Annotated in this window: 17 protein-coding genes; 2 read left to right on the top strand and 15 right to left on the bottom strand. The window is 41.8% G+C overall.

What is annotated here, in order from left to right; translation table 11 throughout:
• Window positions 1-241: 241 nt before the first annotated feature.
• From NCY57_RS14535 to vanR, 5 genes are all read right to left on the bottom strand, one after another.
• Window positions 242-1,483, bottom strand: coding sequence for an ABC transporter permease subunit (locus NCY57_RS14535; protein WP_059085789.1), 1,242 nt, complete (start codon window positions 1,481-1,483; stop codon window positions 242-244).
• Window position 1,484: 1 nt separating this feature from the next.
• The gene (locus tag NCY57_RS14540; protein WP_059085788.1) at window positions 1,485-2,372 is read right to left on the bottom strand and encodes an ABC transporter ATP-binding protein; all 888 of its coding nucleotides are present in this window, start codon (window positions 2,370-2,372) and stop codon (window positions 1,485-1,487) included.
• Between the two features lie 140 nt (window positions 2,373-2,512).
• Complete coding sequence (locus tag NCY57_RS14545) at window positions 2,513-3,577, bottom strand: sensor histidine kinase (protein WP_059085787.1); 1,065 nt, start codon at window positions 3,575-3,577, stop codon at window positions 2,513-2,515.
• Window positions 3,578-3,590: 13 nt separating this feature from the next.
• Window positions 3,591-4,100 (bottom strand): VanZ family protein, encoded by a 510-nt coding sequence (locus tag NCY57_RS14550; RefSeq protein ID WP_059085786.1) that lies wholly within the window; start codon window positions 4,098-4,100, stop codon window positions 3,591-3,593.
• A 16-nt stretch (window positions 4,101-4,116) separates the two neighbouring features.
• Entirely contained in the window at window positions 4,117-4,812 is a 696-nt protein-coding gene (gene vanR, locus NCY57_RS14555) for a VanR-ABDEGLN family response regulator transcription factor (protein WP_173740085.1), read from the bottom strand.
• A gap of 371 nt (window positions 4,813-5,183) precedes the next feature.
• Between vanR and NCY57_RS14560 the strand changes: the two genes are divergently transcribed.
• The gene (locus tag NCY57_RS14560; RefSeq protein WP_059085784.1) at window positions 5,184-5,663 is read left to right on the top strand and encodes a sigma-70 family RNA polymerase sigma factor; all 480 of its coding nucleotides are present in this window, start codon (window positions 5,184-5,186) and stop codon (window positions 5,661-5,663) included.
• Window positions 5,660-7,003 (top strand): DUF4367 domain-containing protein, encoded by a 1,344-nt coding sequence (locus NCY57_RS14565; RefSeq protein WP_244093128.1) that lies wholly within the window; start codon window positions 5,660-5,662, stop codon window positions 7,001-7,003. The genes NCY57_RS14560 and NCY57_RS14565 overlap by 4 nt, the downstream gene beginning before the upstream one ends.
• A gap of 377 nt (window positions 7,004-7,380) precedes the next feature.
• Here the strand turns inward: NCY57_RS14565 and NCY57_RS14570 are convergent, their stop codons facing one another.
• The 10 genes from NCY57_RS14570 to NCY57_RS14615 all read right to left on the bottom strand — a co-directional run.
• Window positions 7,381-8,247, bottom strand: coding sequence for a DUF2971 domain-containing protein (locus NCY57_RS14570; protein WP_059085782.1), 867 nt, complete (start codon window positions 8,245-8,247; stop codon window positions 7,381-7,383).
• 57 nt (window positions 8,248-8,304) lie between these two features.
• Complete coding sequence (locus NCY57_RS14575) at window positions 8,305-10,053, bottom strand: M56 family metallopeptidase (protein WP_015542764.1); 1,749 nt, start codon at window positions 10,051-10,053, stop codon at window positions 8,305-8,307.
• 6 nt (window positions 10,054-10,059) lie between these two features.
• Window positions 10,060-10,449, bottom strand: a complete 390-nt coding sequence (locus NCY57_RS14580) for a BlaI/MecI/CopY family transcriptional regulator (RefSeq protein ID WP_059085781.1) — start codon at window positions 10,447-10,449, stop codon at window positions 10,060-10,062.
• Between the two features lie 132 nt (window positions 10,450-10,581).
• Window positions 10,582-11,484 carry a hypothetical protein gene (locus NCY57_RS14585; RefSeq protein ID WP_015542765.1) on the bottom strand — a complete coding sequence of 301 codons (903 nt, stop codon included), beginning with the start codon at window positions 11,482-11,484 and terminating at the stop codon, window positions 10,582-10,584.
• A 411-nt stretch (window positions 11,485-11,895) separates the two neighbouring features.
• Window positions 11,896-12,681 carry a class B sortase gene (gene srtB, locus NCY57_RS14590; RefSeq protein ID WP_059085779.1) on the bottom strand — a complete coding sequence of 262 codons (786 nt, stop codon included), beginning with the start codon at window positions 12,679-12,681 and terminating at the stop codon, window positions 11,896-11,898.
• Window positions 12,682-12,749: 68 nt separating this feature from the next.
• Window positions 12,750-19,268, bottom strand: coding sequence for an LPXTG cell wall anchor domain-containing protein (locus tag NCY57_RS14595; protein WP_250789786.1), 6,519 nt, complete (start codon window positions 19,266-19,268; stop codon window positions 12,750-12,752).
• Between the two features lie 152 nt (window positions 19,269-19,420).
• A complete protein-coding gene (locus tag NCY57_RS14600) occupies window positions 19,421-20,686 on the bottom strand; it encodes a hypothetical protein (protein ID WP_173758679.1) in 1,266 nt (421 codons plus the stop codon).
• A 64-nt stretch (window positions 20,687-20,750) separates the two neighbouring features.
• The gene (locus NCY57_RS14605) at window positions 20,751-21,797 is read right to left on the bottom strand and encodes an ERF family protein (RefSeq protein WP_284709599.1); all 1,047 of its coding nucleotides are present in this window, start codon (window positions 21,795-21,797) and stop codon (window positions 20,751-20,753) included.
• A 243-nt stretch (window positions 21,798-22,040) separates the two neighbouring features.
• Window positions 22,041-22,361 carry a TfoX/Sxy family protein gene (locus tag NCY57_RS14610; protein ID WP_004612621.1) on the bottom strand — a complete coding sequence of 107 codons (321 nt, stop codon included), beginning with the start codon at window positions 22,359-22,361 and terminating at the stop codon, window positions 22,041-22,043.
• A gap of 26 nt (window positions 22,362-22,387) precedes the next feature.
• The coding region (locus NCY57_RS14615) for an SRPBCC family protein (RefSeq protein WP_330639012.1) at window positions 22,388-22,846 on the bottom strand (459 nt) is incomplete at its 5' end.

A 22,846-nucleotide genomic window follows, 5' to 3' on the forward strand; every position in this document is an offset into this window, starting at 1 on the left:
TAAAACAATTTTTTATATTATTTTTTATTTTAATCTTATATTTCTACTATCATCAATTTTTCAGATATTTTCAACGCATAAACAATGCTATTAACTACAATATTTCCAGAAAATTCATCATAGGTTTGTGTTGCCACAAAGAAACGCTGGCTCTGAAAATCAAAGCCGTCGTTCCAAATTGTCTGCTTTTTCTTTTGCCGTCGTGCGGCAGATAATCAATTCGTTCTATTTTGAACTTCTTTTATGCTACCTGATGTCTGCAATAGGAATGAATCGCCAAGAATGTAAACACAAATAATTCAATTCCTGCCGAAAGCAAAATAATATGCGGTGTCCAGAAACTCATCCCACCGATATTCAGATAATTGAAATTTGCAAGCTGACAAAGGAAATTGTTCTGCATACCAATTCCGGCAGATGGAAGTATGGTAGAGAGCCATGTTGCTCCCATCGCCACATAAGCAAAAAACGGCATGAGAAGAACTACAATAGAGATCAGCAAAACTGTCAATGTGTCTTTACATTTTGCAGACAGGAACAACGTACAGCTAACCGTTGCTAATACAGAAAGTAAGCCCGCTGCTGCGAGAATGATCTGCAACTGCCCCAGATTGATGTTTGGCAGGTTAATGATAGAGTATCGCATCTGAAACGATGTTTTTAAGCAATCCGTCCCGAACGCTGCATCTAAAATCAGAATGTGTACCGTGATCCCGACAAGGAAAGTAACAACGAAAAGTGTAAATGCTGCCAGAATTTTGGTAATTGCTAATTGTTTACGCCCGTATTTGGTGGTTCGCAGGATGCAGTCACCGCCCGTTTGATATTCTCCGGCAAAAGTAGGAGCTGCGATTGCCACACACAAAATAGCAAGGAACAAAATATAAAACTCAATATAATCAAATGCATCTTTAGAAATTCCAGAATGAAGATAAAATGGCGTATCAAGTTCTGAATATTTTTCAAGAGCTTTCTGTTGTGCGGTTTCGTTTTCTCTTTGCTCATTCCGCATGACATCCTGTAAATGTTCTGCGCACTTTTCATAATAGGCTCCGTCAATGTCATTCGGGTCAATATCCATTAAATCAGCACCAATGCCTGTTAATGGATCAGCAAACGCTTCGGGCAGACCCATCAGCAAGTGACGGAACGGGACGATTTTTTCAATAAATACAGCCAGAGGAAAGCCCTCTTCCTCGACTGGCCCATATTCTCGAACGCAGCTTTGATAAGTTTCCAAAGCCGATTTGATCCTATCCGGGGTCACTTCACCAGCGGATGTTTTATATAAATCTTGTTTGTACTTGATCGCTGCCAAGCCGTCTAATTCTGTAACCGTGCCATCTTCGTTTGGACGGTTAATACCCTCAAATGAAATAGGCAGGTATGCCATGGCTACGGAAAGCAAAAGTGCGATTGCAAGTATAATCAGGGTGCGCCGTGACTTCAAAATACGTTTTATTTCAAGTCTAAAGAGTCGCATATTATCTCTCCTCCTTTTCCAAGTCTGTCTGCGGAAACAACCACAGATACAGATCTTCCAATCGTGGTTCCGTTGTAACAGATCCATCAATTTCCGAGTGTTCGGACAGATAACGAATAGAAACCTGATTGTGATCTTCGCCTCGCTGATTGATAATGTGCAGCCGCATTTCACATTCCGGCAGCTTTGAGGCCGGAATTGTGCAATTCCAAACCTTGCCCTCAATCTGCTTGACAAGTTCTGCGGTAGTTCCGACATCAACAATTTCTCCGGCTTTCATAATTGCGTTGCGCGTAGAAATATATTCTATGTCAGATACGATATGGGTGGAAATCAACACGATTCGATCATGCGAAAACTCGGAAATGAAATTCCGCAGACGCACGCGCTCTCCGGGATCGAGTCCTGCTGTCGGTTCGTCCATGACAAGTATCTCCGGGTCGTTCAACATAGCCTGCGCAATACCAACACGACGCTTCATGCCACCTGACAGATTGGAGATTTTTTTCTTTTTCACATCGGAGAGCGAAAGAATGTCCAACAAATGATTGATCTTTTTGGTAGTTGCTCTTGTGGGAATATCTTTCAGCGCAGCTATATACTCCAAATAATCTTTGACCGTAAAATCCCGGTGATACCCAAAATCCTGCGGCAGAAAGCCAAACTTGCTTCGGTAGACTTCACCTAACTCTCGAATGTTTTTTCCGTCATAGTAAACTGCTCCGCTGGTTGGTGTCATAATATCAGCAATCATGCGCATGAGCGTGGTTTTCCCTGCACCATTCGCCCCCAAAAGTCCCCAAACGCCGGGAGTCAATGTCAGATTGACATCATTTACTGCTGTTTTGTCTTTGAACTGCTTGCTTAAATGCTCTATTTTCAGTTCCATGCTTACACTCCTTTCTTTTGCTTCGGCTGAACAATAAAAAGCCTTTGTTCGATAATCATTGTACCGAACAAAGGCTTTTCAATCTCAAAAATCACACGCTTAAATTCCTAAGTAATTCCTAAGATCACAGTCTTATTTTCCTAAGCGGAAAGGGGTAATGTAATCACAAAGTCTATAGTTTCGTTTTGACTGGATGCAGTAATCTTTCCACCATGTAAATGTATAATTTCTTCCGCAATAGAAAGACCAAGTCCCGCACCACCTGTATTAGAAAGCCGGGCATCATCCAAGCGATTGAATTTCTCAAATATACTGTTAAGCTGTTCCTCCGGGATTGTTTCCCCACGATTTTCAAAAGTAATCTGAATATCATGCTCTAACCGTTTGGCGGATATAGTGATTTCTGTCTGCGGGTAACTATATGACGCGGCATTTCGTAAAAGGTTACTGAAAACTCTCGCCAGCTTTTCGGGATCAGCGTTCACAGATAAGTTGTCCTCCGCAGTAAATACCGCCGTGTTGCCATTTGCAGAGAGTGTCGGGTATATTTCATCTATTACCTGCGCAATCAGACAATGCAAATCTACATTTTCTTTTTTGATAATGACCGTATGTGCATTGTACTTGGTAATTTCAAAAAGCTCATTGATAAGTCTTTCAAGGCGCTCTGCTTTGTCTAACGCGATCTTGACATACTTTTCCTTTTGCTGCTCAGGCATATCAGAGGCTTCATGGAGTAGGCTCAAATAACCGATCACTGTTGTTAAAGGTGTGCGTATATCATGTGCCAGATACATGACAATTTCATTTTTCTTTTCTTCAGCCTGCTTTGCAGCCTGCTTGCTTAACAGAACAGACATTTTGATCTGATTGAGCTGTTCCTCCAGTTCTTTCAGAGGATCAGACAACGATACTGTATGACTGTTCTGCTCATAGACCGTTTGGGTTGCGTCAATTACTTCATCCAGATAGTCCCACGGCTTTTTCCAATAGTAATTGAAGATACATACAAAGCCTATCACCAGATACAGAATAAACAGCGGACCAAGCCTCCAGTAGATCCATGCAAAAATATCGTTGTCAAATTTTGAAAAGATGTAGTCCAAGAGAAGGGTCAAACCATATCCAACAACGGTATAAATCAGCAATGATAGATATAAGCGCACTTTAAGGCGCTTTTCTGTTGTCATTTCTTTCTTCGACATGAGAATACACCTCCTACCGATTAGCAAACAGAATTAAGCCAAGCAGTCCAATCACGACAACACTTACTATGCTTGCCAGAATGGAAAACAGTCTGTTTGCTTTTATTCTATTTCCGATTAACCGAGCCGTCATCGAATATACAGCAAGCCCCAAAAGACCACCTGCCGTATTTGTGAGTACATCAGTAATATCAGAACGTCCGACTGCTAAGATATACTGCATAGTTTCCAATAAAAAACTTGTTCCAGCAATCAGCATGAATTTCACATATAATTTTGTTCCTGGCAGAAGCATTTGAAGATAAATACCCATAGGCACAAAAATCAAGAAATTATCGAGCCCCTCTGTTAAGTGAAATGCTGCTCCGATTTCCTTGTCATAGTGAAAAGGAATAAAGTTTATACTTCTTATCTTATCCAGATCACTGATTGAAAATTGTAGTTTAAAAAGTATGATCCAAACCAAAAGTGCCAGATAAATTAAGAATAAAATGGTTACAAAGCAATTTGATTTTCTTTTCATAGCGTACTCCTTTCGCTTAAATTTTGTAACCAACACCCCAAATCGTTTTAATATACTGCGGAGTATCGGAAGTATCTTTCAGTTTCTCACGCAGATGCCGGATATGCACAGTAATTGTGCTGCTGTTTTTAGAGTAGTATTCATCTTTCCAAACTGCATGAAACAGTTCCTCAATGCTTACAACATTCCCGGCACTTTCCAAAAGAACCTGGAGGATAGAAAATTCTGTCGGTGTCAGAGAAACCGGCTCACCGTCTAACAGACATTCATGGGTCTGCACATTCAGGCACAATTTGTTATAGGAAAGTTCCGATGGAACTTTCTCTGTGATGATACTGGGCAAATATTTCTTGTAACGTCTTAACTGCGCTTTCACTCTGGCAATTACTTCAAGTGGGCGAAAAGGTTTTGTCACATAATCGTCCGCTCCCAATGTCAGCCCCGTTATTTTATCCGTTTCCTCAATTTTAGCCGTTAGCATGATGATTGGATAAGTGTATTTCTTTCGGATAAGCTGGCAAAGTGAAAAACCGTTCATATCCGGGAGCATAATATCCAGAATGGCAAGATCAATGTCGCCGCTTTCAATACACGACATGGCATCCGTTGCGCAATAAAATTTATAAACGATGTAATTTTCGTTTTTCAAGTAGACCTCCAACAGATCCGCTATATCTTGCTCGTCATCTATAATCAATATCTTTTCAGACATATTTTCAACTCTCCTTTTTGCTTGTACTCGATTAAGTATAACAAATACAGCATCTAAATTCACAATGGATTACATGAGAAATTATTAAGATTTTCCTAATTTTTTTTCATGCTAATATGATAATGCACATTAGCATATTAGCATGAAAGTAATCACAAATAACACCCATGAACAAATTTAATTATAACAATGTCCCTTTGCAAATGCTTGTTTTATTGCTTTTATTATGGAATACTATCGAAAGTAGACATTTTTTTGTGCAAAACCACGAACTTGTCCATTTATAAGAAAAAGAATAAATTATTAGGGATATTTTTGATTTCTGCACGTCTAAGAAAATGCTGGCTGGCAAAAAAAAAGGTGGTGTTTAAATGACAAAGGAACAACTTGGATCTCTGATCCTAGATTCAGAAAGACAATTATACTCAACTGCAAAAACAATTTTATTTAGTGACTATGACTGTGCAGATGCTATTCAAGAAACAATTGTGAAGGCTTTTTCCAACGTCGGCACATTAAAAAACGATAACTATGCCCGGACCTGGTTAATCCGTATCTTAATCAACGAATGTTACAGCCTTGTGCGTAAATCCAGTAAATTTATCCCATTGGAAAATCTGGCTGACAGACAGGAACCGGAATCAGAAAAAACAAAGAATTACAGTGAATTGTATACAGCCGTAAATTCCTTAAAAGAGGAACTGCGTTTACCCGTTATTCTATACTATATAGAAGATTTCAGTGTAAAAGAAATCGCCCAGATCCTTGAAATATCGGAAGGTGCCGTTCAAAAGAGACTTGCAAGGGCAAGAGGAAAATTAAGGCAGGAATTACAGGAGGTGTCAATATGAGATTAGAAGATATGAAAAACGATATTCCCGAAACACCGGATTTTATCCATAATATGATTCAAAATGAGGTAGCAAAGCAGCTGGCGGATAATAAAGTGGCGAATCTGCGAAGAAGAAAACGATGGACAGCTCCGAAAGTTGCCGCAGTGGCAGCTGCGTGTGCACTGGCAGTTTCCACGGCAGTATATGCAGGAGTAAATCTGTATCACTGGTTTTTGGAAAAACAGGGTTCTTATGGTGTTTCAGTCAAAATTGATGCTGGTGATGCAGCAAAGAAGACCGTGCTTCCAGATGAGGTCCCAGAGGTAGATCTGTCTGCTAAATATGTTCCGGAGGGCATGAGCTGGATTGACGAGTACCATCTCCAATATCCTGAGCATGGCATGACTGGCGGGTTCAGTTTTTCATTTGTCCTGTTGGATAAAAATGATCTGGGACAGGTAGTACAGGATCAGAATGTTATTGATAGTGAAGAGCGTACATTTGGAAAATACCAGGGGATATATCTCAAATATAATAGCATTACCGAAAACGGGGCTCTTAACCAGAGAATTTATCTTGTCTACCCGGATTTATATCGTGTGCTTATGATCTACATCGGAGATGATGTGTCAAAGGATGAAGCCATAAAAGTTGCAGAAAATCTGGTGATTGAGGGAAACACGACTATGGTAAAGACCGCCGGATTGCCTACATGGAGCGGAGAGATGATATCTGAAAAGACAGAAGATGATAATGATGAAATAAGTACTTCTGTAAATGAGAAAAAACTACCCATTTACCAAATTGGTGACACCTTTGATCTGGATGTGATTGGTGAAAACACAAATGGTGAATATCTGGAAAAAACGATTTCTGCAAAGGTAGATTCTGTTCAAATTTCTGATGATCTTCAGCTTCTCGATCCGGACAAAATACCACAAGAATGGGCGGAAGCCATTGATGCTGATGGAAAGCTATCTACAAACACATTGAATTATGTGAAATCTGGCGACGGAATCGATTCCCTGGATGAAATTGTGAAGTCAGAGGAAGTGAATCAGAAACTGGTCTATGTTACAGTTACCTATACCAATCATTCAAATGAGGAAATCGACCATATGCTTTATCTTGGTGCTTTACTGACCCTGACTAAGGAAAATGGAAAAGTACAGCTTTACATTCCAACAGAACAGGCCGGCGATGGCTATGACTACATTAGCTGGGACGGCGTGGCAAAGACTGGAGGAATGGTATATTATAGTGTCTCTGAAAATTATGGCAATGGTGGAAACTACATTTCCTCTATAAAACCAGGCGAAAGTGTACAGCTAGCTGAACATGGCCTGGATCGTAAATGAAAGCGACCTCAAAAATCTGTATCTGAATGTGACTGGAGACGGAGCTTCATATGAGTTCTCTGAATATATACTGAAAAAGGGACTAGTAGATATTCGCAAATAATATGCTATCGTTTATGATCCCATTTTTTTATATGTCATATATGAAAAAGCGTTTTTCGATTCCTTTTGGTTTCGAAAAACGCTTTCTTTGCTTCTTCGATCTCTGCACATGAAGTGTAATCTGTGGTATCCAATACGATTTCCTCATTCTTTCCATTGCCGGTTAATAATTATAACGACAGTGTACTATATGAAGCAACCGACAACAACAAAAATCATTAAATGAGTTTCGACAGAAAAAGAGATTCCACACTGTAAGTGGAACCTCTTATCTATTAACGCAATGGACAATCAGATACTTTTATATTTTGAGCCAGTTTATGCAACCCAAGATGTCTGCAGTAGTTTTCCAAATCTTTTGGATTCTGGGATGAACGTGGTCCGATAATAATTGAATTGATAATATCTTCCCTGTGCATATTTTCTGTTTCTAAGACTTTTTGTAAATCTAAAATGTAGAACTCTTTTATTATATTGAATGTTTTGTATTCGATATGAGGATCGTTGTCCGTTACAAAATATGGTGCGATTCGGATTTCCTTTTCAGCAGTAAATGTAGGATGTTTGTGAATAAGGGCACATAATGCTAAATTATCAATGAATCCATCTAAGTTGGAAAATCCTTCCAGAATTCCAGTGGAAATATATGAAGACAATAATTTGTATAATTCATGATCCCTGGTCTCCTGAGTATAATACTGTTCGCCAATGATCATCCCATGATAATATAACAGGTTGTGCAATGCTTCGGTATTGAATTCTATTGCAACACCACGTCCATGATCGGCATAGCGGTCCCATTGAGCTGCATCGTCTAATGCCTGTGACAAACAGAACATAAAAAGGTGTTTTTGCGATGTTCTGTCATATATTTCTTTAAATATTTTATCAACATCACATTTGGGTTTTATATTGTTTTGGGTAAGACCGTTCTCAATGTTCTGCTTCAGGTTATCAATAAACCCAATCACTTCTTTTGCATCATTCACATTCGTTGCGCTGCCAAACCAAATCTTTTTTTTCCTTAAAATTCCATCCAAGGCTGGAAAAGAAGTGTAATGCCATAAAGTTTTACCAACTTTCTGAACAAATTTGTCAGTAGATTCCTGTCTTTTCTGAATTTCTACTAAATTGTAGGTCATATACAATACCTCTTCTGAAATAATATCATTTGAATATGCATCGATCGGACAAATCCTTTATTCTGTATAGATGTTCCCATTCTCATCCGTCCAGGTGCCGTCACCATTGTCTGTGTATCCGACCCCATCTGCGTCACAATAATAATAATCTCCGTTTGTTGTTTCTATTACATTAACAGTACCGTTACTGCCCTGGAGTTCATGCTGTTCCAGTTGGTTTCCGAAATGATAACCTTCGTCATTCCAGGTACGATATGAATTTCCATTGGCATCTGCCCAGTTTCCATCTCCCTGATAACTGTATCGGCTCCCATAATAATCAGAATAGGTCCCATCTCCGTTATCGTAAAGAACTCTGGATTCTTCATCTCCTCCACCCGGTGCTACAATTGATGCTACACCGGAAGTAGTACTGAATCCACTGGTATATGGTACGCCTGCTGGCAGATTTTCATAAGATGAAACAGACCCGTTGTTGTCAGAGGTAATTCCATCATCGGTCGTTTCACTTACCTGTCCGCTGTTTTCCATGGCAGGTTCATCGTTTGTTTCCGCATCTGCTTTTTCCTCTTCGTCTACAGAATCCTCTGTATCTGTATTCTCTGTCACTCCTCCTTCGTCCTGGGTTTCAGCAGCTTTCTGCATAGTTACCATTTCAGAAAATGGTGCATAATCCGGTACATTATTTTTCTCTGGATCTGCATTTTTTTCAATACCAGACTTCTCCGTCTCTACTGAAACTGTATCTGTCCCGGCAGAGACATTAAATACCAGATTACCGCCTGCAAGCAGCAGCGTCACAAGAATTCCCGGAAGAATTCCTTTGCGGAGTTTCCGAATGTTCACCATATACAGAATCCGATCTTTAAACACCATTTCGCTGTCATTAAGACTTGCTGTCACATATGGAATCTGATTTTCCATGGCTACTGTCCTGAGAAGCAGCTGTCGATATAATTTATGTTCCTTTTTATTAACTCTGCGAACAACTGCTGTATCACACAGATTCTCAATATCCTTATCCGCTTCTTTCAGCATGATAAGAAGAAAGGGATTGAACCAGTATATCGATGCACAGATTCGAAGGAGCATCTTATACCAGAGATCCCGATGGCAATAATGTGTAAGTTCATGGTAAAAGATAAGTTTTCTTTCTTCTGCTGAATACCCGGTTGCTGGTAGATACAATTTTGTATGTAAAAGTCCTGCAAGAAGCGGTGTGGTAAGACCTGCGTTTTGCCTGAGTTCCGGTATTCTGCGTACGTGCTTCTTTTGACACGCTGCACGGTACATCTGAATACTCACCGTATCACTTACCTGCAGACTCATCCGTTCCAGATTCCTTATAGAAAAATAATATGCCAGCAATTCTCCCGTCAGTTTAAGTACCGCTACGCTCAGCCAGACAGCAGCAAAAATCAAAGCCACAATTCCCAGCCATTTATCTGATTCGTACCTGACAGTTCTCTTTTGTTCCGGGATTTCTGTCAGATTTTTCATGTCTTTGCTCGCAGATGATACGTTTTCTGTTATCTTCTGACTTTCCTCTGGTCTGACTGCGTAATCCGTTATCTTCGGGCTTTGCGTATTCTGTTGACTGCTTCTAAGTACTTTGAAATCCACCAGTGCCAGATTCGCCGGAAGGCGCACCGGAACACAAAGGCTTATCGTAATCAACAGCCAGATAAGGTACTTCCATCTCGCTGATACACGTCCTTTAAACAGAGTCGCAAGCACTTTTACCAGTAAAATTACTACTGCTGCAATAACATTCAGTTTCAGAATGTGTAGAATGAAAACCTCCATAATTCGCTATTCCTCCCTGTCCTCCAGGTTCTTAAGAAATTCACTGAGATCCTGGACTTCTTCCGAGCTGATCTTCTTTCCATGATAAAGTGAAGTTACAAACTTTTTTAGTGAATTCCCATAAAGTTTCTCAAGAACACTCTGGCTTTCATGTGCCTGATAATCTGACTGCGAAACCAGGGGTGTATACAGATTCATTTTTCCCTGTTTCGTCACTTCCACGAAATTTTTGTTCTCCAATCTGGTCAGCAATGACAAAATTGTTGTTGATGCAAGTTTTTTCTTCATAGTGATCACTTTCTCAATCTCCGGTCTGGTCATCGGCGGAGTATTATTCCAAAGAACGAGCATAATATCCAGCTCTGATTCCGGAAGTCTCTGGTAAGTTTTTTTCACTTTTTCATACCTCCTGTTACATATTTTCTACAAATGTAGGAATAACTCTATTTTACCACGGTTCACGGAAATGGCAAGGGCTTTTGCACAATTTGCAAATGCCCTTGCCATTCCTGCAGCTACTGACCACTATCAGTCTATTTCTGTATAACTGCTGCCATTTTCATCACTCCATGTCCCGTCTCCATTGTCCGTAAATCCTGTACCATTTTCGTCCTGGAAATAATAATCACCATTTGTAGTTTCCGTAACCGTCACAGTATTACCGTTTGCATCCTGAAGGTCATGCTGTTCCAACGTATGTCCCAGATGATGAGTATCATCATTCAGAGCTGAGTAGGTATTTCCATTTTCGTCGGTATAAGTCTCATCCCCATTATCGGTATAGTTCATTCCATCATCTCCACGATATTCACAAGAATAATCTTTGTGAAGAATGTAATTAATCTCAATGGTATTTCCATCACTGTCAACTAATGTCATTGGTGAGGTAGAAAGGATATCGGAATCATCATTGCTGTCCGAGGATTTTGCAGAAGCATTTTCTTCTGTATCGGAGGAATCTGAATCTCCTCCTGACTTCTGACTGGCAGTATCTGTAGTTGCCTTATCAGAATCATCAGAAGAATCATCGGTCTGGTTTTCATTCTCCTGTCTGGTAAGTGAAGGATTTCCAGGATACGAAATATATTCTACAAATTTTCTGACGTCACTGATGTCATCTGCATCTTTTGCATATCCCACTGCCATATACAGGCTGTTTCCCTCTGAATAAATTGTCTGATAGCAGGCATCGTATGTGTCATTGCATTTGGCAATCCCTGTTTTGACATCCTCCAGTGAATATTTATAGATATTTACATAATCATTTCCGTTCGTATAGCTTGCATAGGTACCTTCCGTATCTGCTTTTTCCCATTCAGATCCAGCCGGCGGCTGTGTATAGAAATCGTTATTTCCTGCTGCCATAACCGTTGCAGCTGAAAAAATCCCAAGTGTTGCTACCGTCATAAGTGTCATAAATTTTGTCTTCATCGTGGATTCTCCTAGAATTTTATTTTCTACATCTGTAGAAGTTAATTGTATTCTACAACTGTAGAATACAATTGTCAATTCTTTTTTCTATATTTTTTTATCATCTCAGTTTAATTTCTATTTTTCCTTCCACTGGGCTATATAAATCCAGAGGATCTTCATCGCTTTCATAAACACGTCCTTCGCCTTCTCCAAATGATTTGCGGCATACTGGACATGATAGTCAGAACTAATATTTCTTTTTTCATTTTTCTGCAATCGTATTTCCATCAAAAGTGCCATTTTACGCCATTCTTGCAATAAAAAAAAGGTCCTCCCGGATAGACTATTATTGTTCCTGTCCATCCAGAAAGACCTGAAAATTAAAATGTTATATTTTTTAGAAATTATCCATTAAATTTCTGCAAACATTTAAATAAAATCATGGGTTTCGTTTTCTACAAACTCCCCATCTAAGAAAGCAAGATCATCCGTAGCTTCCTGTACTTCTGCTTCCTCGTCAGAATATTCTATCTGCCCACCTTTCTCTTCCTGCCTTTCACACCATATGACCAGACGTTTGGAGGCATCTGTTCCACAGGTGGAAAGCAGAAGCGTCGGGACTTCTTCCTGCGTTCCAAGTAAAAAAGCATCTCCATCTGCCGGTGTATACTCGCATTTTACGATCACAAAGATCCATACCCCTTCATCCGGAAGATACAGATAGAGGATATGGTGTTCTTTTAAAAATTTATCGCCAAGGAAATTTCGAAGTCCGCGGAACATGCTGCCATCTTTCATATTGTGACCATAAATGATGTTCTTGTCATCAGAAAAATCGGCATTGTTATCGGAATCCAGGAAAATGGCCCCTGCCACATGTTCTGTCTTCTTAAAAGTATGTGTCAGGTAATAGGAGTCATCGTTTCCCTGAACTACCGGGTAATCAATGCTGGTATCTGGGATCCGGATCCATGCAACGATATCCGGATTGATCTTTTTTAATGCCTTAAAATCAACCACGGTCTGTTTCCCATCGCTTCCGTCTGTTCCTTCTGTGTGGTCATCCTCATCTGTTTCCTTGACGTATGTACGCAGGTCTTCATATTCCTGCACACCTTCCCGGTACATAAAGTAAATGCCAAAACCGGTACATACGCAAAAACTGAGTACCATCAGGCAGACTGCCACGATCATGATTTCTTTTATGTATCTCATACAAACCTCCGATTATTCTTCCTGGAAAAAGGGCTGCCGGTAAATCGAGCAGCCCTGAACCGTATTCCTTAATTTCCTTTTTTCTTCTTATACCAGATCACGCCGCCAATGCCGCAGGCAGAAAGGACTGCCAGAAGGATCGGAAGCCAGATGTTGGTGCTGTCCCCTGTTTTCGGGCTGTTTCCTGTCGGTGTGCTACCGGAAGGGGATTTGGTGTTTTTGATCTCTTTTACGATCTCGATCACCTTGGTTTTTCCGTCTTTGTATTCAAAGCGGATCTCTTCTTTTTTGCTGCTTAATTCATAACCATTTGGTGCTTTGGTCTCTACCAGGATATATTCCACGGTTTTCTCTACTTTTCCATTTTTATAAGTAGCAATCGGAAGCTTGCCGCTTGTCGCTGTTCCGGTCTTATCCGTTACCAGTTTTTCTACGACTTTTCCGCTTTCCTTTTCACGCAGTTCAAATTCTGCTCCTGAAAGGGCTGCCTTACTGGTGGAATCGGTCTTTTTGATGACCAGTTTTCCATATGGATGTGCGTCCTTCATTTTGACTTTCTGGACTTTTCCGGTATCTTTTACCGTAAATTTCACATCTTCCGCAATGAGGTATCCATCCGGAGCCTGCTCTTCACGAAGGGTATATTCGCCTACCGGAAGTTTTTCGACCATATGCGGTTTATCCGTGGACGTCCAGCTTTCAACTTTCTTTCCATCTTTATCCAGGATGATCAGTTTTGCTCCCGGTACCTCACTGGAATCCGTAATGTCTTTCTTGCTGATTTCCACTTTGGTCACATCATCAAGCATCTGGTGTTTCTGTACTTCTTTTGTGTTTTCGACGGTAAATTCAATACTTTCCGCAGTCACATAACCATCTGCCGGCTTTGTTTCTGTCATCTTGTATTTCTTTCCTACGATAAGGCCCTTGATGATATGTGCTTCCTCTTTGGATACCCATTCATCCACCGTATTTCCATCCTCATCTGTTACCTTTAAGGATGCTCCCGGAAGTTCTTTTTTGTCCGTCAGGTCTGCTTTGGAAAGTTCTACCGTAGTCTGTTCATCTTCAAAGGTGAACGCATACTCTGCAACACTGGTTCCACTGCCCTGGTACTCAAAAGTGAATTCCTGCGGTTCCTGGTCTGTCACATAGCCATCCGGGGCGGCAAGTTCCTTAATGTAGTACCTGCTGTCAATCGGGAGATCTGCAACAAACTGGATCTTTCCATCCTCATCTGTGGTCTTCAGTTCGATCAGAGTGTCTTTCGCAAGGAGTACTTTTCCTTTTGAAGATACGATGTCGTCTGCTGCATAGAGGCCAAAGATTGCCCCGGAAAGTACTTTGTCACTGTCCTTTTCTTTTTTCAGGACTTCCACCTGTACCCTCTGGCGCGCATTCTGCCAGTCGGCACTATAAGTAACCAGAGGTGTATCCTGGTCACGGTATGTAAGATCCACATATCTTGGTTCATTATCCAGAACGTAGCCATGTGCGGTCTCTTTTTCCACGATGTAATAACGTCCAAGCGGGAGGTTATCCATCTGGGCGATACCATTTCCATCTGTTGTAATGGAGCCGACCAGTTCATCTGCCGCATAATAATCTGCACTTACCCCGTCTGCTGCACGGATGGCTTCTGCCGCGTAAACATTGAAGGTTACATCAGTCAGGTTTCCGGTCACATAGTTGAACAGGTGCTCGATCATGCCTTTTGCATTGTCAAGAAGGGATACGCTGTCTAAGAATTCCCCTTTCTTGTTTACCAGAAGTCTTGCTACCGGGACTTCATCTTCCATTTTGACTTTCTGTACTTCTGCAGTATCAGAGATCGTAAACTCTACGTCTGTTGCACGTAAGTAGCCATATGGTGCAAGCTCTTCACGCAGAATGTAAGTTTTTCCAACCTGAAGTCGCTTGATCACATGTGGGGAATCCTTTACGGATGTCCAGGAATCGATCACGTTGCCATCCTTATCCAGTACACTCATGGAAGCCCCGTCAAGTTCTGTTCCGGTCGTGATATCTGCTTTTGTTACTTCTACCGTTGTCGGCTGGTTTTTCTTCACGGATTTTAATTTGATCGTTTTTACGTCCTGGCCCTGGTATGTGGCATCAAATTCCAGGATCTCATCAGAAGATACATAACCCGCCGGTGCCTGCAGCTCTTTCACATAGTATCTGCCAAGCGGAAGATCCAGCGTAAACGCTGCCTTACCTTTTTCGTTGCTTGTGATCTCCTGAAGCAGTGTATCTGCTTTTACAATCACCTTGTCGCCGGAAGAAATTGCTTCTTTATTGTATAATCCAAAGGTTGCACCTTTTAAAGCCTTTCCGGTCTCAGCATCCCGTTTTTCCACACTCAGCTCTACTTTCTGGCGTTCATTGGAAAATTCCAGTTTTTCTTCGATCTCCGGTGTGTTCTGATCCTTATAGATAAAGGCTACTTCCTGACTGTCTGGATTTAAGACAAATCCGGCCGGTGCTTTTGTTTCTTTCACACGGTATTTTCCAAGCGGAAGGTCTTTGATAACAGCTTCCCCATTTTTATTAGTGGTCACTGTTTTTACCAGGGTATCCTTTGCATAGATCACGTGACGGTTTCCCTGCTCGTCCACCTGATGATCCGGTGTGAAAATATCTTCTGCTGCGTAGATTTCAAATTCTGCCCCTTCCAGGGAAGCTTCTTCGTATACAAAATCTTTTTTAAAGGATTTTAAGGTTTCACCGGATTTATGGATCACCAGTTTGCCCTTGACCGGATGGTTTTCATAGGTCACGGTAATGATGGCATCCCCGCTGACGGAATCCATCTGATAAGCTGTATTCTTATCAACTTTGATCTCCACATACTGGGTATTCTGGGTGTAGCCATCAGGCGCTCTCACTTCCTCAATCCTGTAATTTCCGCATTTTAAGGATTCCGGAAGAATCAGGTAACCATTTTCGTCCGTAAAATAGGATTTATGGACAACCGTATTTGGATAGGTCGTTACCTGTTCCACGTACTTTTTCGCATCCAGGTCGTACACTTTGAATTCTGTATTGGCAAGGAGGACCGGCTGTTTGGTCTCATCATCCTGTTTCACGATCTTAAGCTTTGCTTTGAACTCATCGTCCAAAAGGACTCTCCATACCTGCGGTGTGCTGCTGTTCTCGGTTACGGTTACGATAAAATCATCTACCGGCATGAAATTATGCGGTGTTGTGGTCTCACGGACAATGTAGCGTCCATAAGGAATCGGGATGCTGCACGCATAGCCGCGTTCATCGGTAAACATTTCTGTTTTTCCATCTTCCGTAAGAACGATCGGGGTCGCATTTGTAAAGTCATAGCTTCCATCGTCCTTTACAGTCAGGCTGCTGATCAGATAAGCAGAGAATCCGGCACCTTTTAAAAGGTCCGCATCGGTCTTATCATTATCCGCTGCTTTAATCAACTGGAATGGCTGTTTGATCACGTCTTCTTTGGAAACGGTATTTCGTTTTACCGTCTCTACCTGGTCTCCTTCGTAGTTACAGTTTACATCATGCTCCTCTTCGTCCAGAAGATAACCTACTGGAGGCGTGATCTCCTTCAAATAATACTTTCCAAGATACAGATTGCTTACGCTTGCTTTTCCCTCTTTATCGGTCGTCAGGGTAGCTACCTGTTCGTCCTTTTTATAAAGGACTCCGCTCCTGCCATCCGGATGGTTAATGTCTTCCCTTGCATAGAGCCCGTAAATGGCTCCTTCAAATACGGCATCTCCCTGTGCGCTGTTTCCTGTCTCGCTGTCTTCTTTTACCAGGTCGATTGTTGCATTTACACGCTTATTTGTAAAGGTATGGCTAAAGTTTACCTTTTCTTCCTTATCATTGGTGAACTTAAAAGTGAAGGTGTAAGTATCCTCACTGTTTCTAAGGTAAAGTTCCGGTGCCTGGATCTCCCGGATGCTGTAGCTGTAATTAATCGGAAGTTCCGCTTTATAAGAAGCTTTTCCATCGGCTCCGGTCGTTGCTTTTTCGATCAGGGTTCCTTTGGGAACAACGGTCTTACCATCAACTTTGATATCTTCTGCTGCATACAGCCCGTAGATGCCTCCGGAGAGCGGATTTTTTGTCTCTTCGTCCTGCTTTTCCACACGGACTGCAGCCTTCTGGCGTTCATTTAAAAATGTTGCACTGACAGTCTGCACTTCTACGGTCTGGCCTGCATACACAAGCTCAACAGTCTTAGACTCTCCTTTGCATACATAATTATCCGGAGCTTTCGTCTCGGTTACTGTGTAGGTGCCAAGATAGAGATCCTTTAACGTAACGCTTCCGTCATCTCCGGTAACCAGATTATCCTTGACAAGTGCACCTTTTTTATAGATGAGGGTGCCATCTGCCGCCTTGATATCTGCACCTGCATAAACACTGTAAACGGCTCCTTTCAATTTCCGTTTTTCGTAGGCAAAGGTCACACCATCTTCCGTGACGGTCGCTCCAGTAAGCACTTCTCCTTCTTTATAAATGGTGAGTGCACCTTTTTGCTCTTTATCCGTTAAGTTCTTGGAAGCGGTCTGCCCCACGACCAGTTTTACCCCATAGGCTTTCGTATCCAGCACATATCCGGATGGGCCTGAGATTTCACGAAGGTAAACGGTATCCTGTGTTTTGGTGATCTTTACTTCGGATTCCCCTTTTGCATTTGTTGCCGGCATTTTTTTGATAAGTTTCGTGCAGGCTTCATCTGCATAGATGCCGTAAACGGCACCTGCAAGGAGCGCGTTGCTTCCCTTATCTTTTTTGATGATCTTGACCGTTGCTTCATCCGGCCAGTCTACCTCCAGATTCAGCTCCAGTGTATCGGTATAATATCCAAAGCCGATATCCTGGCTGTTCGCCAGCTTTAAGAGCATGGCATGGAAATTAAGCGGATAGTTGGATGTGATCGCATATTTTCCTTTCAGGCTTCCAATATTCTGGGTGGTTGCTTCCAGATGGAATTTTTCACCGCCCTTTACGCTCACATTTCCGGTCCCGGTTTTTCCTGTCGTCTCATTTACAAGGGAGACCCCGTTTTCCAGATGGATCGTGATCACAAAAGCTGCGTTTGCCTTCCATGTGAAGGTCGGGCTCTGGTTTCCATTTGCAGAAGCACTGAGCCCAGGTGTCAGCTCCATGGTCGTTGGATCCGGCATCTTTGCAAGGGCTGCCTTGATCTCTTTTAACATGTTTTTGGCAGTTGTCGAAAGGGATCCTCCAAATCCGGATTCCCCGTCATATAAATAATCGACCAGATAATGCTGCATTGCACGGGTCTCGGAGGAACAGCCGTATTTTTCCATGATGGATTTGATATTATAGCCGTTGAATGTGCCGCCCCATCCGGGACCGCCATATCCGTAAAACATGGCCTTCCTTAAATAACGGTCATCGCCGCCTTCATCCAGTTCGACCATATTTTTATAAGTCGTTCCACTTGGCGGGGACTGTTTACTGTGCTGCATGCAGTATGCATAGACGGTATAAGTCTTTCCGCCTGCTTTGTAACGGATATACTTATAGGAATCATTTCCGCCCTGTCCCATAACGGAATCAAAAGGATGCAGTTTTCCATCTGAATAATAGTAATAGGTATTAGCTTCAATGTCTGTTGAATCATCCCACAAGTCTCCATCGGAAGCTGCCATGGTACTAATACCACCCTCAGCCTGGTCATATAGCACACTTAATGCAACATCATCTTCCGGCATCTCAAAGCTGAAGGAATTTGTTCCCTCATCGTAGCTTACTTCTGCATACAGAAGATCTTCGGTATTCTCTGTCTGGTTTGCTTCAACAAGACTTGTTCCCACTGCGATCAGGCTTCCCTGAGGGATATCACCGGAAAAGTTGACCGTCTCCCCCGTCTGGTAACGTCCGTCCTCGTGGTCCAGTTCAATATTGAATTCATTTCCCTGTACAATGTCAACCTGATGGCTTCCATCCTCTGTTTCCTCATCGGAAAATCCTTCTGCTTCCTCTTCTTCTGGTTCCTCCGTTTCTTCCGGCTCTTCCAGAGTTTCCGGGGCATCTTCCGGGCTTATGGTCGGGAGGACGGGGTCTGCCTCCGGTTCGTCATCGCCTCTTTCCTGTTCCTGGCCGCCATTGGATCCGTCTGTTTCTGCTTCCCTTGGTGTCACAGTAATGTTTCTGGCAACCAGATAGGCTTCCCCGGATGCGGGTGTAACAAGATATACGCATTTATAGGTCCCCGCATGGTTATAATCAAATACAGTCCCGTCTTCCATTGCTGCTTTTTTCAGTTCCACATGGTCTCCTTCAGAGAGTTTCAGTCCTGTAAAATCATTCTGGATATCAAAGGCTTCCCCTTCGGTAACCATAAGCGCAAGTTCCGGATCAGCAACGGTTTCCTCGATCAGTTCCTCCTCGCTTTTCTCCGTCTGAATTTCTGTCTGCGTTTCTGTCTGTACCTCGATCTGCGTCTCGCTCTGTGCGGAAACGCCTCCCACCTCAGCGGCGGATACTGCAGAAGCTCCCGTCTGCAAGAGCGTAGTGCAGCACAGAGCAAAAGCCATCGCACCCGCCATCCATCTTTTCTTCCAGTTTTTTTCCAAGTGCACGTTCTCCTTTCATGATCGCTTTTTTCCCTGCAGTTTTCTTTTGGTCCGTCTCTTATCTGCATCACTTTCTCCTTTCTTCCGGCTTTTTCAGCCAGATAAAAAGGAAACTGAAAAAATTCCAGTTTCCCTTTTATCTGACCAAACATTTATGCCGTCTTCCAGTTTCCTTTTTCCTCTTTTCGAAGGATCCAGTCATCCACGCCTTTGTAGTGTTCCATCCAGGTACCGGATGCATCGGTATCCCAAGTGACTCTTTTGCAGGATACGTTCAGTTCCTCACAGATTTCATATAGTTTTATACAGCCTTTTCGGATCATGTCCCGCTTTCTGCGCTTTCTGGGGCATTCTCCATGATACAGATGAATTCCATGTTCACATTGCCGGCACGCACTTTTTTCATCGTGCTTACAGGACAATTCCATCATTTTATCCATGTCGTAACATTCGTAAACTCTTTTTAACCCCTGCTCTTTCAGTTTTCGCAAGACAGTTTCCAGTCCTTTATGATTGGAAACTCCAGGGACTCCGATATAAGGATTTCCTGTACACATCCATGCGATCTCTGCCTTTAAGATCCCTTCTGTTACGTAAACCGTGCCATCCTTTATTTTCCCAAACATTCCTGCCGGGCTGCCGCTTGATGTGCCTTTTTCTAAGCCGCTGCTGGTAAACCAGAGGTACTTCCGTTCTTTTAAAGGAACATCCAGCCGGATCTGGAATCCTATGATCCGTTCCTTCCCATCCCGGACCGGGCAAAGATACCCGTTATTCTTCCTATAAAAAGCAGCTTCCCAGTCACCATCCCGGTTGATGAAAAATCCAGGAACCCCATCCAGGCGAAATCCCTTTTTTAAGAGCTTTCTGGCAATGGCCACGGAATTCTCCTCATCCGTACTTAAAAAACCTCGTTCTTCCATCTGTCTGACCTCATTTAACGTCAGCCCACGCAGGAGGAGGTTCCTCCGGTGTGTTTCCTTAAGCTTAAGAAAAGTGAGCATCTCCTTATATACCTGGTCCCGGTAATCCCATTCCTCTTCCGTAAGGGAAATGCGTTTCTTTTTAGGAACGATAGAAGCGAACCCATTTCGTGTCGTGGCCTGCTGCCTTTCATCCGTTCCAGAAAAAGAAAGTGCCTGCCTTATCTCACGGTAGGCTTCTTTATACCGGTTCCTTCCATAAATGCCGGATAGTTCCGCATACAGTGTCAGCATGTTTCCGGATGCTCCGCAATGATAGCAATGGTAAACATTTTTCAGTTCTCCATTTTTGCAGATGCAAAAACTGCATTTTCCTCTTAAATCCCCGCAAAAAGGACATTCCACCGGAAATTCGTCCTGGTAAGAATCACTCAGTCTTCGGATTGACAAAAGATCTGCTACTTCTGCGATCGTAAACGATTCTCTGGCATACATGCCTTCCTCCTTTTCATAAAAGATGGCCCCGTTCCCGGAGCCACCTCGAACTGTTTCTCTGTTTTCAGGCTGCTTTTTGCATTTCCTTTTCATGATCCAAAAGAATCTTCGCAGCTTTCTGTATTTCCTGATTCTGGCCTTTGTAACGCTGTACCAGCCATTTGATCGTCTGGTAACCTCTGGCATCCTGCATCATTTCCCCAAGAGGGGTTCCGGCATAGACACCAAAATTGCAGATAACCTTTTCTGCCCATTTCACTTCGTCTTCTGCATCCTCTACGTTATCTATATCCTCTACCGTTTCCTCTGCCGTCTCTTCTGGTGTTTCTTCCTCTTCTTCTGCATCAAAAGAAATCTCATCATCCTCATCAAATGGAACTTCATCCGTTTCTTCTACTGCACGGAAACCGTCTGCATCCGTCTCGGCAGTAATTTCCTCATCTACGGAGATTTCCTCGGTCTGAACCGGATCTTCCGCTTTGGTTTCTTCATCGGAAAATTCTTCCAGTCCGCTTTCACTTTCTTCCATTCCAAAAGTCATCTGTCCAGGCAGGTTTTCTTCTGTATCCGTTACTGCATATTCCACTTTTACAGGATCTTCGGATATGGCATTTCCATCACGCAGTTTTTTACGGTCCGTTTTCTTTTCCCTGACCGGTTCCGTTTGCTCCTGCTTTGCTGCGGTTTCTTTTCTTTCTGTCTTTTCCTGTTTCTTTTTCGGCTTTTCCGGTTTTACGGAAGCTTCCTGCTTCGGCATTTCTTCTTTTTCCGTCCCACGCATGTCCGGATCGTCCATTCCAGATGCCTGCATGATATTGAATTTATTCAAGAAATAATATTTCAGGCCATACGTCCATGCCGCACCTTTTGCTTTATCCGGTGCTTCATTGGTTCCAATGACATGCAAAAAGCTCCGTACCTTGTCTCCCGGACGGTCTGCATTGGTCCAGCACAGTTCCAGATCAGCCTCATATCTCCAGAGTGCTCCCATTTCCTTTAAAAACACGGAATTGCCCTGTTCGTCCATCTGAGTCGGCCTTTCACTTAAGATGTCAAAATCGACCCCGTATTTATTAAGGGCCGGTGTCAGGCATTCATAAATATCATCCAGTTTTACAAAATTTTATATCTAATTTTCGATTATCCGCATAAACACTATACTTTCAAGTATTTTGAAGTATAGAAAAAACTCATTTTACCACGAATTTACCACGATTGAATGAGCCTTGATATGACCTATAAAATAACACCCAAAAGACATCATTACACCTAAATGGTGTCTTTTTAAAAAGCAGTCAATCCTAAAACTAACTGCTTTGTGTATATGGATATGAAATTGTAAACTAGAAGCTGTTTATTTTTTCTTTTTAGGTTTTGGCGTTGGTAGTTCATCATACATCACATCAAATAACCCCGTCAGAAAATCTTTATTATCAACTTCTTCCACCAATAACATTTCTTTGGCGTTTTCGTATGGAATTTCATAAGTAACTGTCGGCATATAAGAAATTGCAGACTTTGTTGGTTTTACAAGTAACCTATCATCATATATACCGCCAACGATTTTTCCACGATAATAAATAATAAATTCTCCCATCATTGCACGATATGTTATTTCTTGTAATTCTGATAATTGTTCTAAAACAAATTGTAAATAATCTTTACTTGAAGCCATTTCCAACCCTCCAATCTTGAATTTTATTATTCCAATGCTTTCTTTAAGTCCAGAACAAATTGCTTTTGTTGTTTTTTCAAATAGGTTTTTACAAAAGGTTTCATAAACCACTTTTTAGGTATCACATTTTCTGTAAAGTCTATTTGTGTTTCATTCCCTTTGTCTATAAAAACACCAATCCAATGACCTTTCATGTTGCTATTCTCCATATCAAATTCCCAGCGTTTATATGGTTCTGCAACGGTAACGGTAAATGTAGTAGCATATCCATTTTTTGTGTATTCAATAAATTGTTTGTCATTTATTATTTCTGTTTTGCTCAAATCACTTCGCCATGAGTTATATTTATCAACAGCTAAAACAATGTTCCAAACTTTTTGAATATCATTACTAATAATTGTATTTATATTTGAAATTGCCACTTTTTCATTTCCCCTTTTCAAACTGGAATTTGTCTTACAACAATTTATATATGCATAAAAAGC

This window comes from Blautia sp. MB18-30, assembly GCF_023669475.1.
Lineage (GTDB): Bacteria > Bacillota > Clostridia > Lachnospirales > Lachnospiraceae > Blautia_A > Blautia_A fusiformis.

Bases quoted from the DNA above. Each gene is read 5' to 3' on its own strand.
- NCY57_RS14560 (WP_059085784.1), top strand. From the start codon at position 5,184: ATGACAAAGGAACAACTTGGATCTCTGATCCTAGATTCAGAAAGACAA.
- srtB (WP_059085779.1), bottom strand. From the start codon at position 12,681: ATGAGATACATAAAAGAAATCATGATCGTGGCAGTCTGCCTGATGGTA.
- NCY57_RS14550 (WP_059085786.1), bottom strand. From the start codon at position 4,100: ATGAAAAGAAAATCAAATTGCTTTGTAACCATTTTATTCTTAATTTAT.
- NCY57_RS14585 (WP_015542765.1), bottom strand. From the start codon at position 11,484: ATGAAGACAAAATTTATGACACTTATGACGGTAGCAACACTTGGGATT.
- NCY57_RS14565 (WP_244093128.1), top strand. From the start codon at position 5,660: ATGAGATTAGAAGATATGAAAAACGATATTCCCGAAACACCGGATTTT.
- NCY57_RS14575 (WP_015542764.1), bottom strand. From the start codon at position 10,053: ATGGAGGTTTTCATTCTACACATTCTGAAACTGAATGTTATTGCAGCA.
- NCY57_RS14570 (WP_059085782.1), bottom strand. From the start codon at position 8,247: ATGACCTACAATTTAGTAGAAATTCAGAAAAGACAGGAATCTACTGAC.
- NCY57_RS14610 (WP_004612621.1), bottom strand. From the start codon at position 22,361: ATGGCTTCAAGTAAAGATTATTTACAATTTGTTTTAGAACAATTATCA.
- NCY57_RS14545 (WP_059085787.1), bottom strand. From the start codon at position 3,577: ATGTCGAAGAAAGAAATGACAACAGAAAAGCGCCTTAAAGTGCGCTTA.
- NCY57_RS14600 (WP_173758679.1), bottom strand. From the start codon at position 20,686: ATGTATGCCAGAGAATCGTTTACGATCGCAGAAGTAGCAGATCTTTTG.
- NCY57_RS14535 (WP_059085789.1), bottom strand. From the start codon at position 1,483: ATGCGACTCTTTAGACTTGAAATAAAACGTATTTTGAAGTCACGGCGC.
- vanR (WP_173740085.1), bottom strand. From the start codon at position 4,812: ATGTCTGAAAAGATATTGATTATAGATGACGAGCAAGATATAGCGGAT.
- NCY57_RS14540 (WP_059085788.1), bottom strand. From the start codon at position 2,372: ATGGAACTGAAAATAGAGCATTTAAGCAAGCAGTTCAAAGACAAAACA.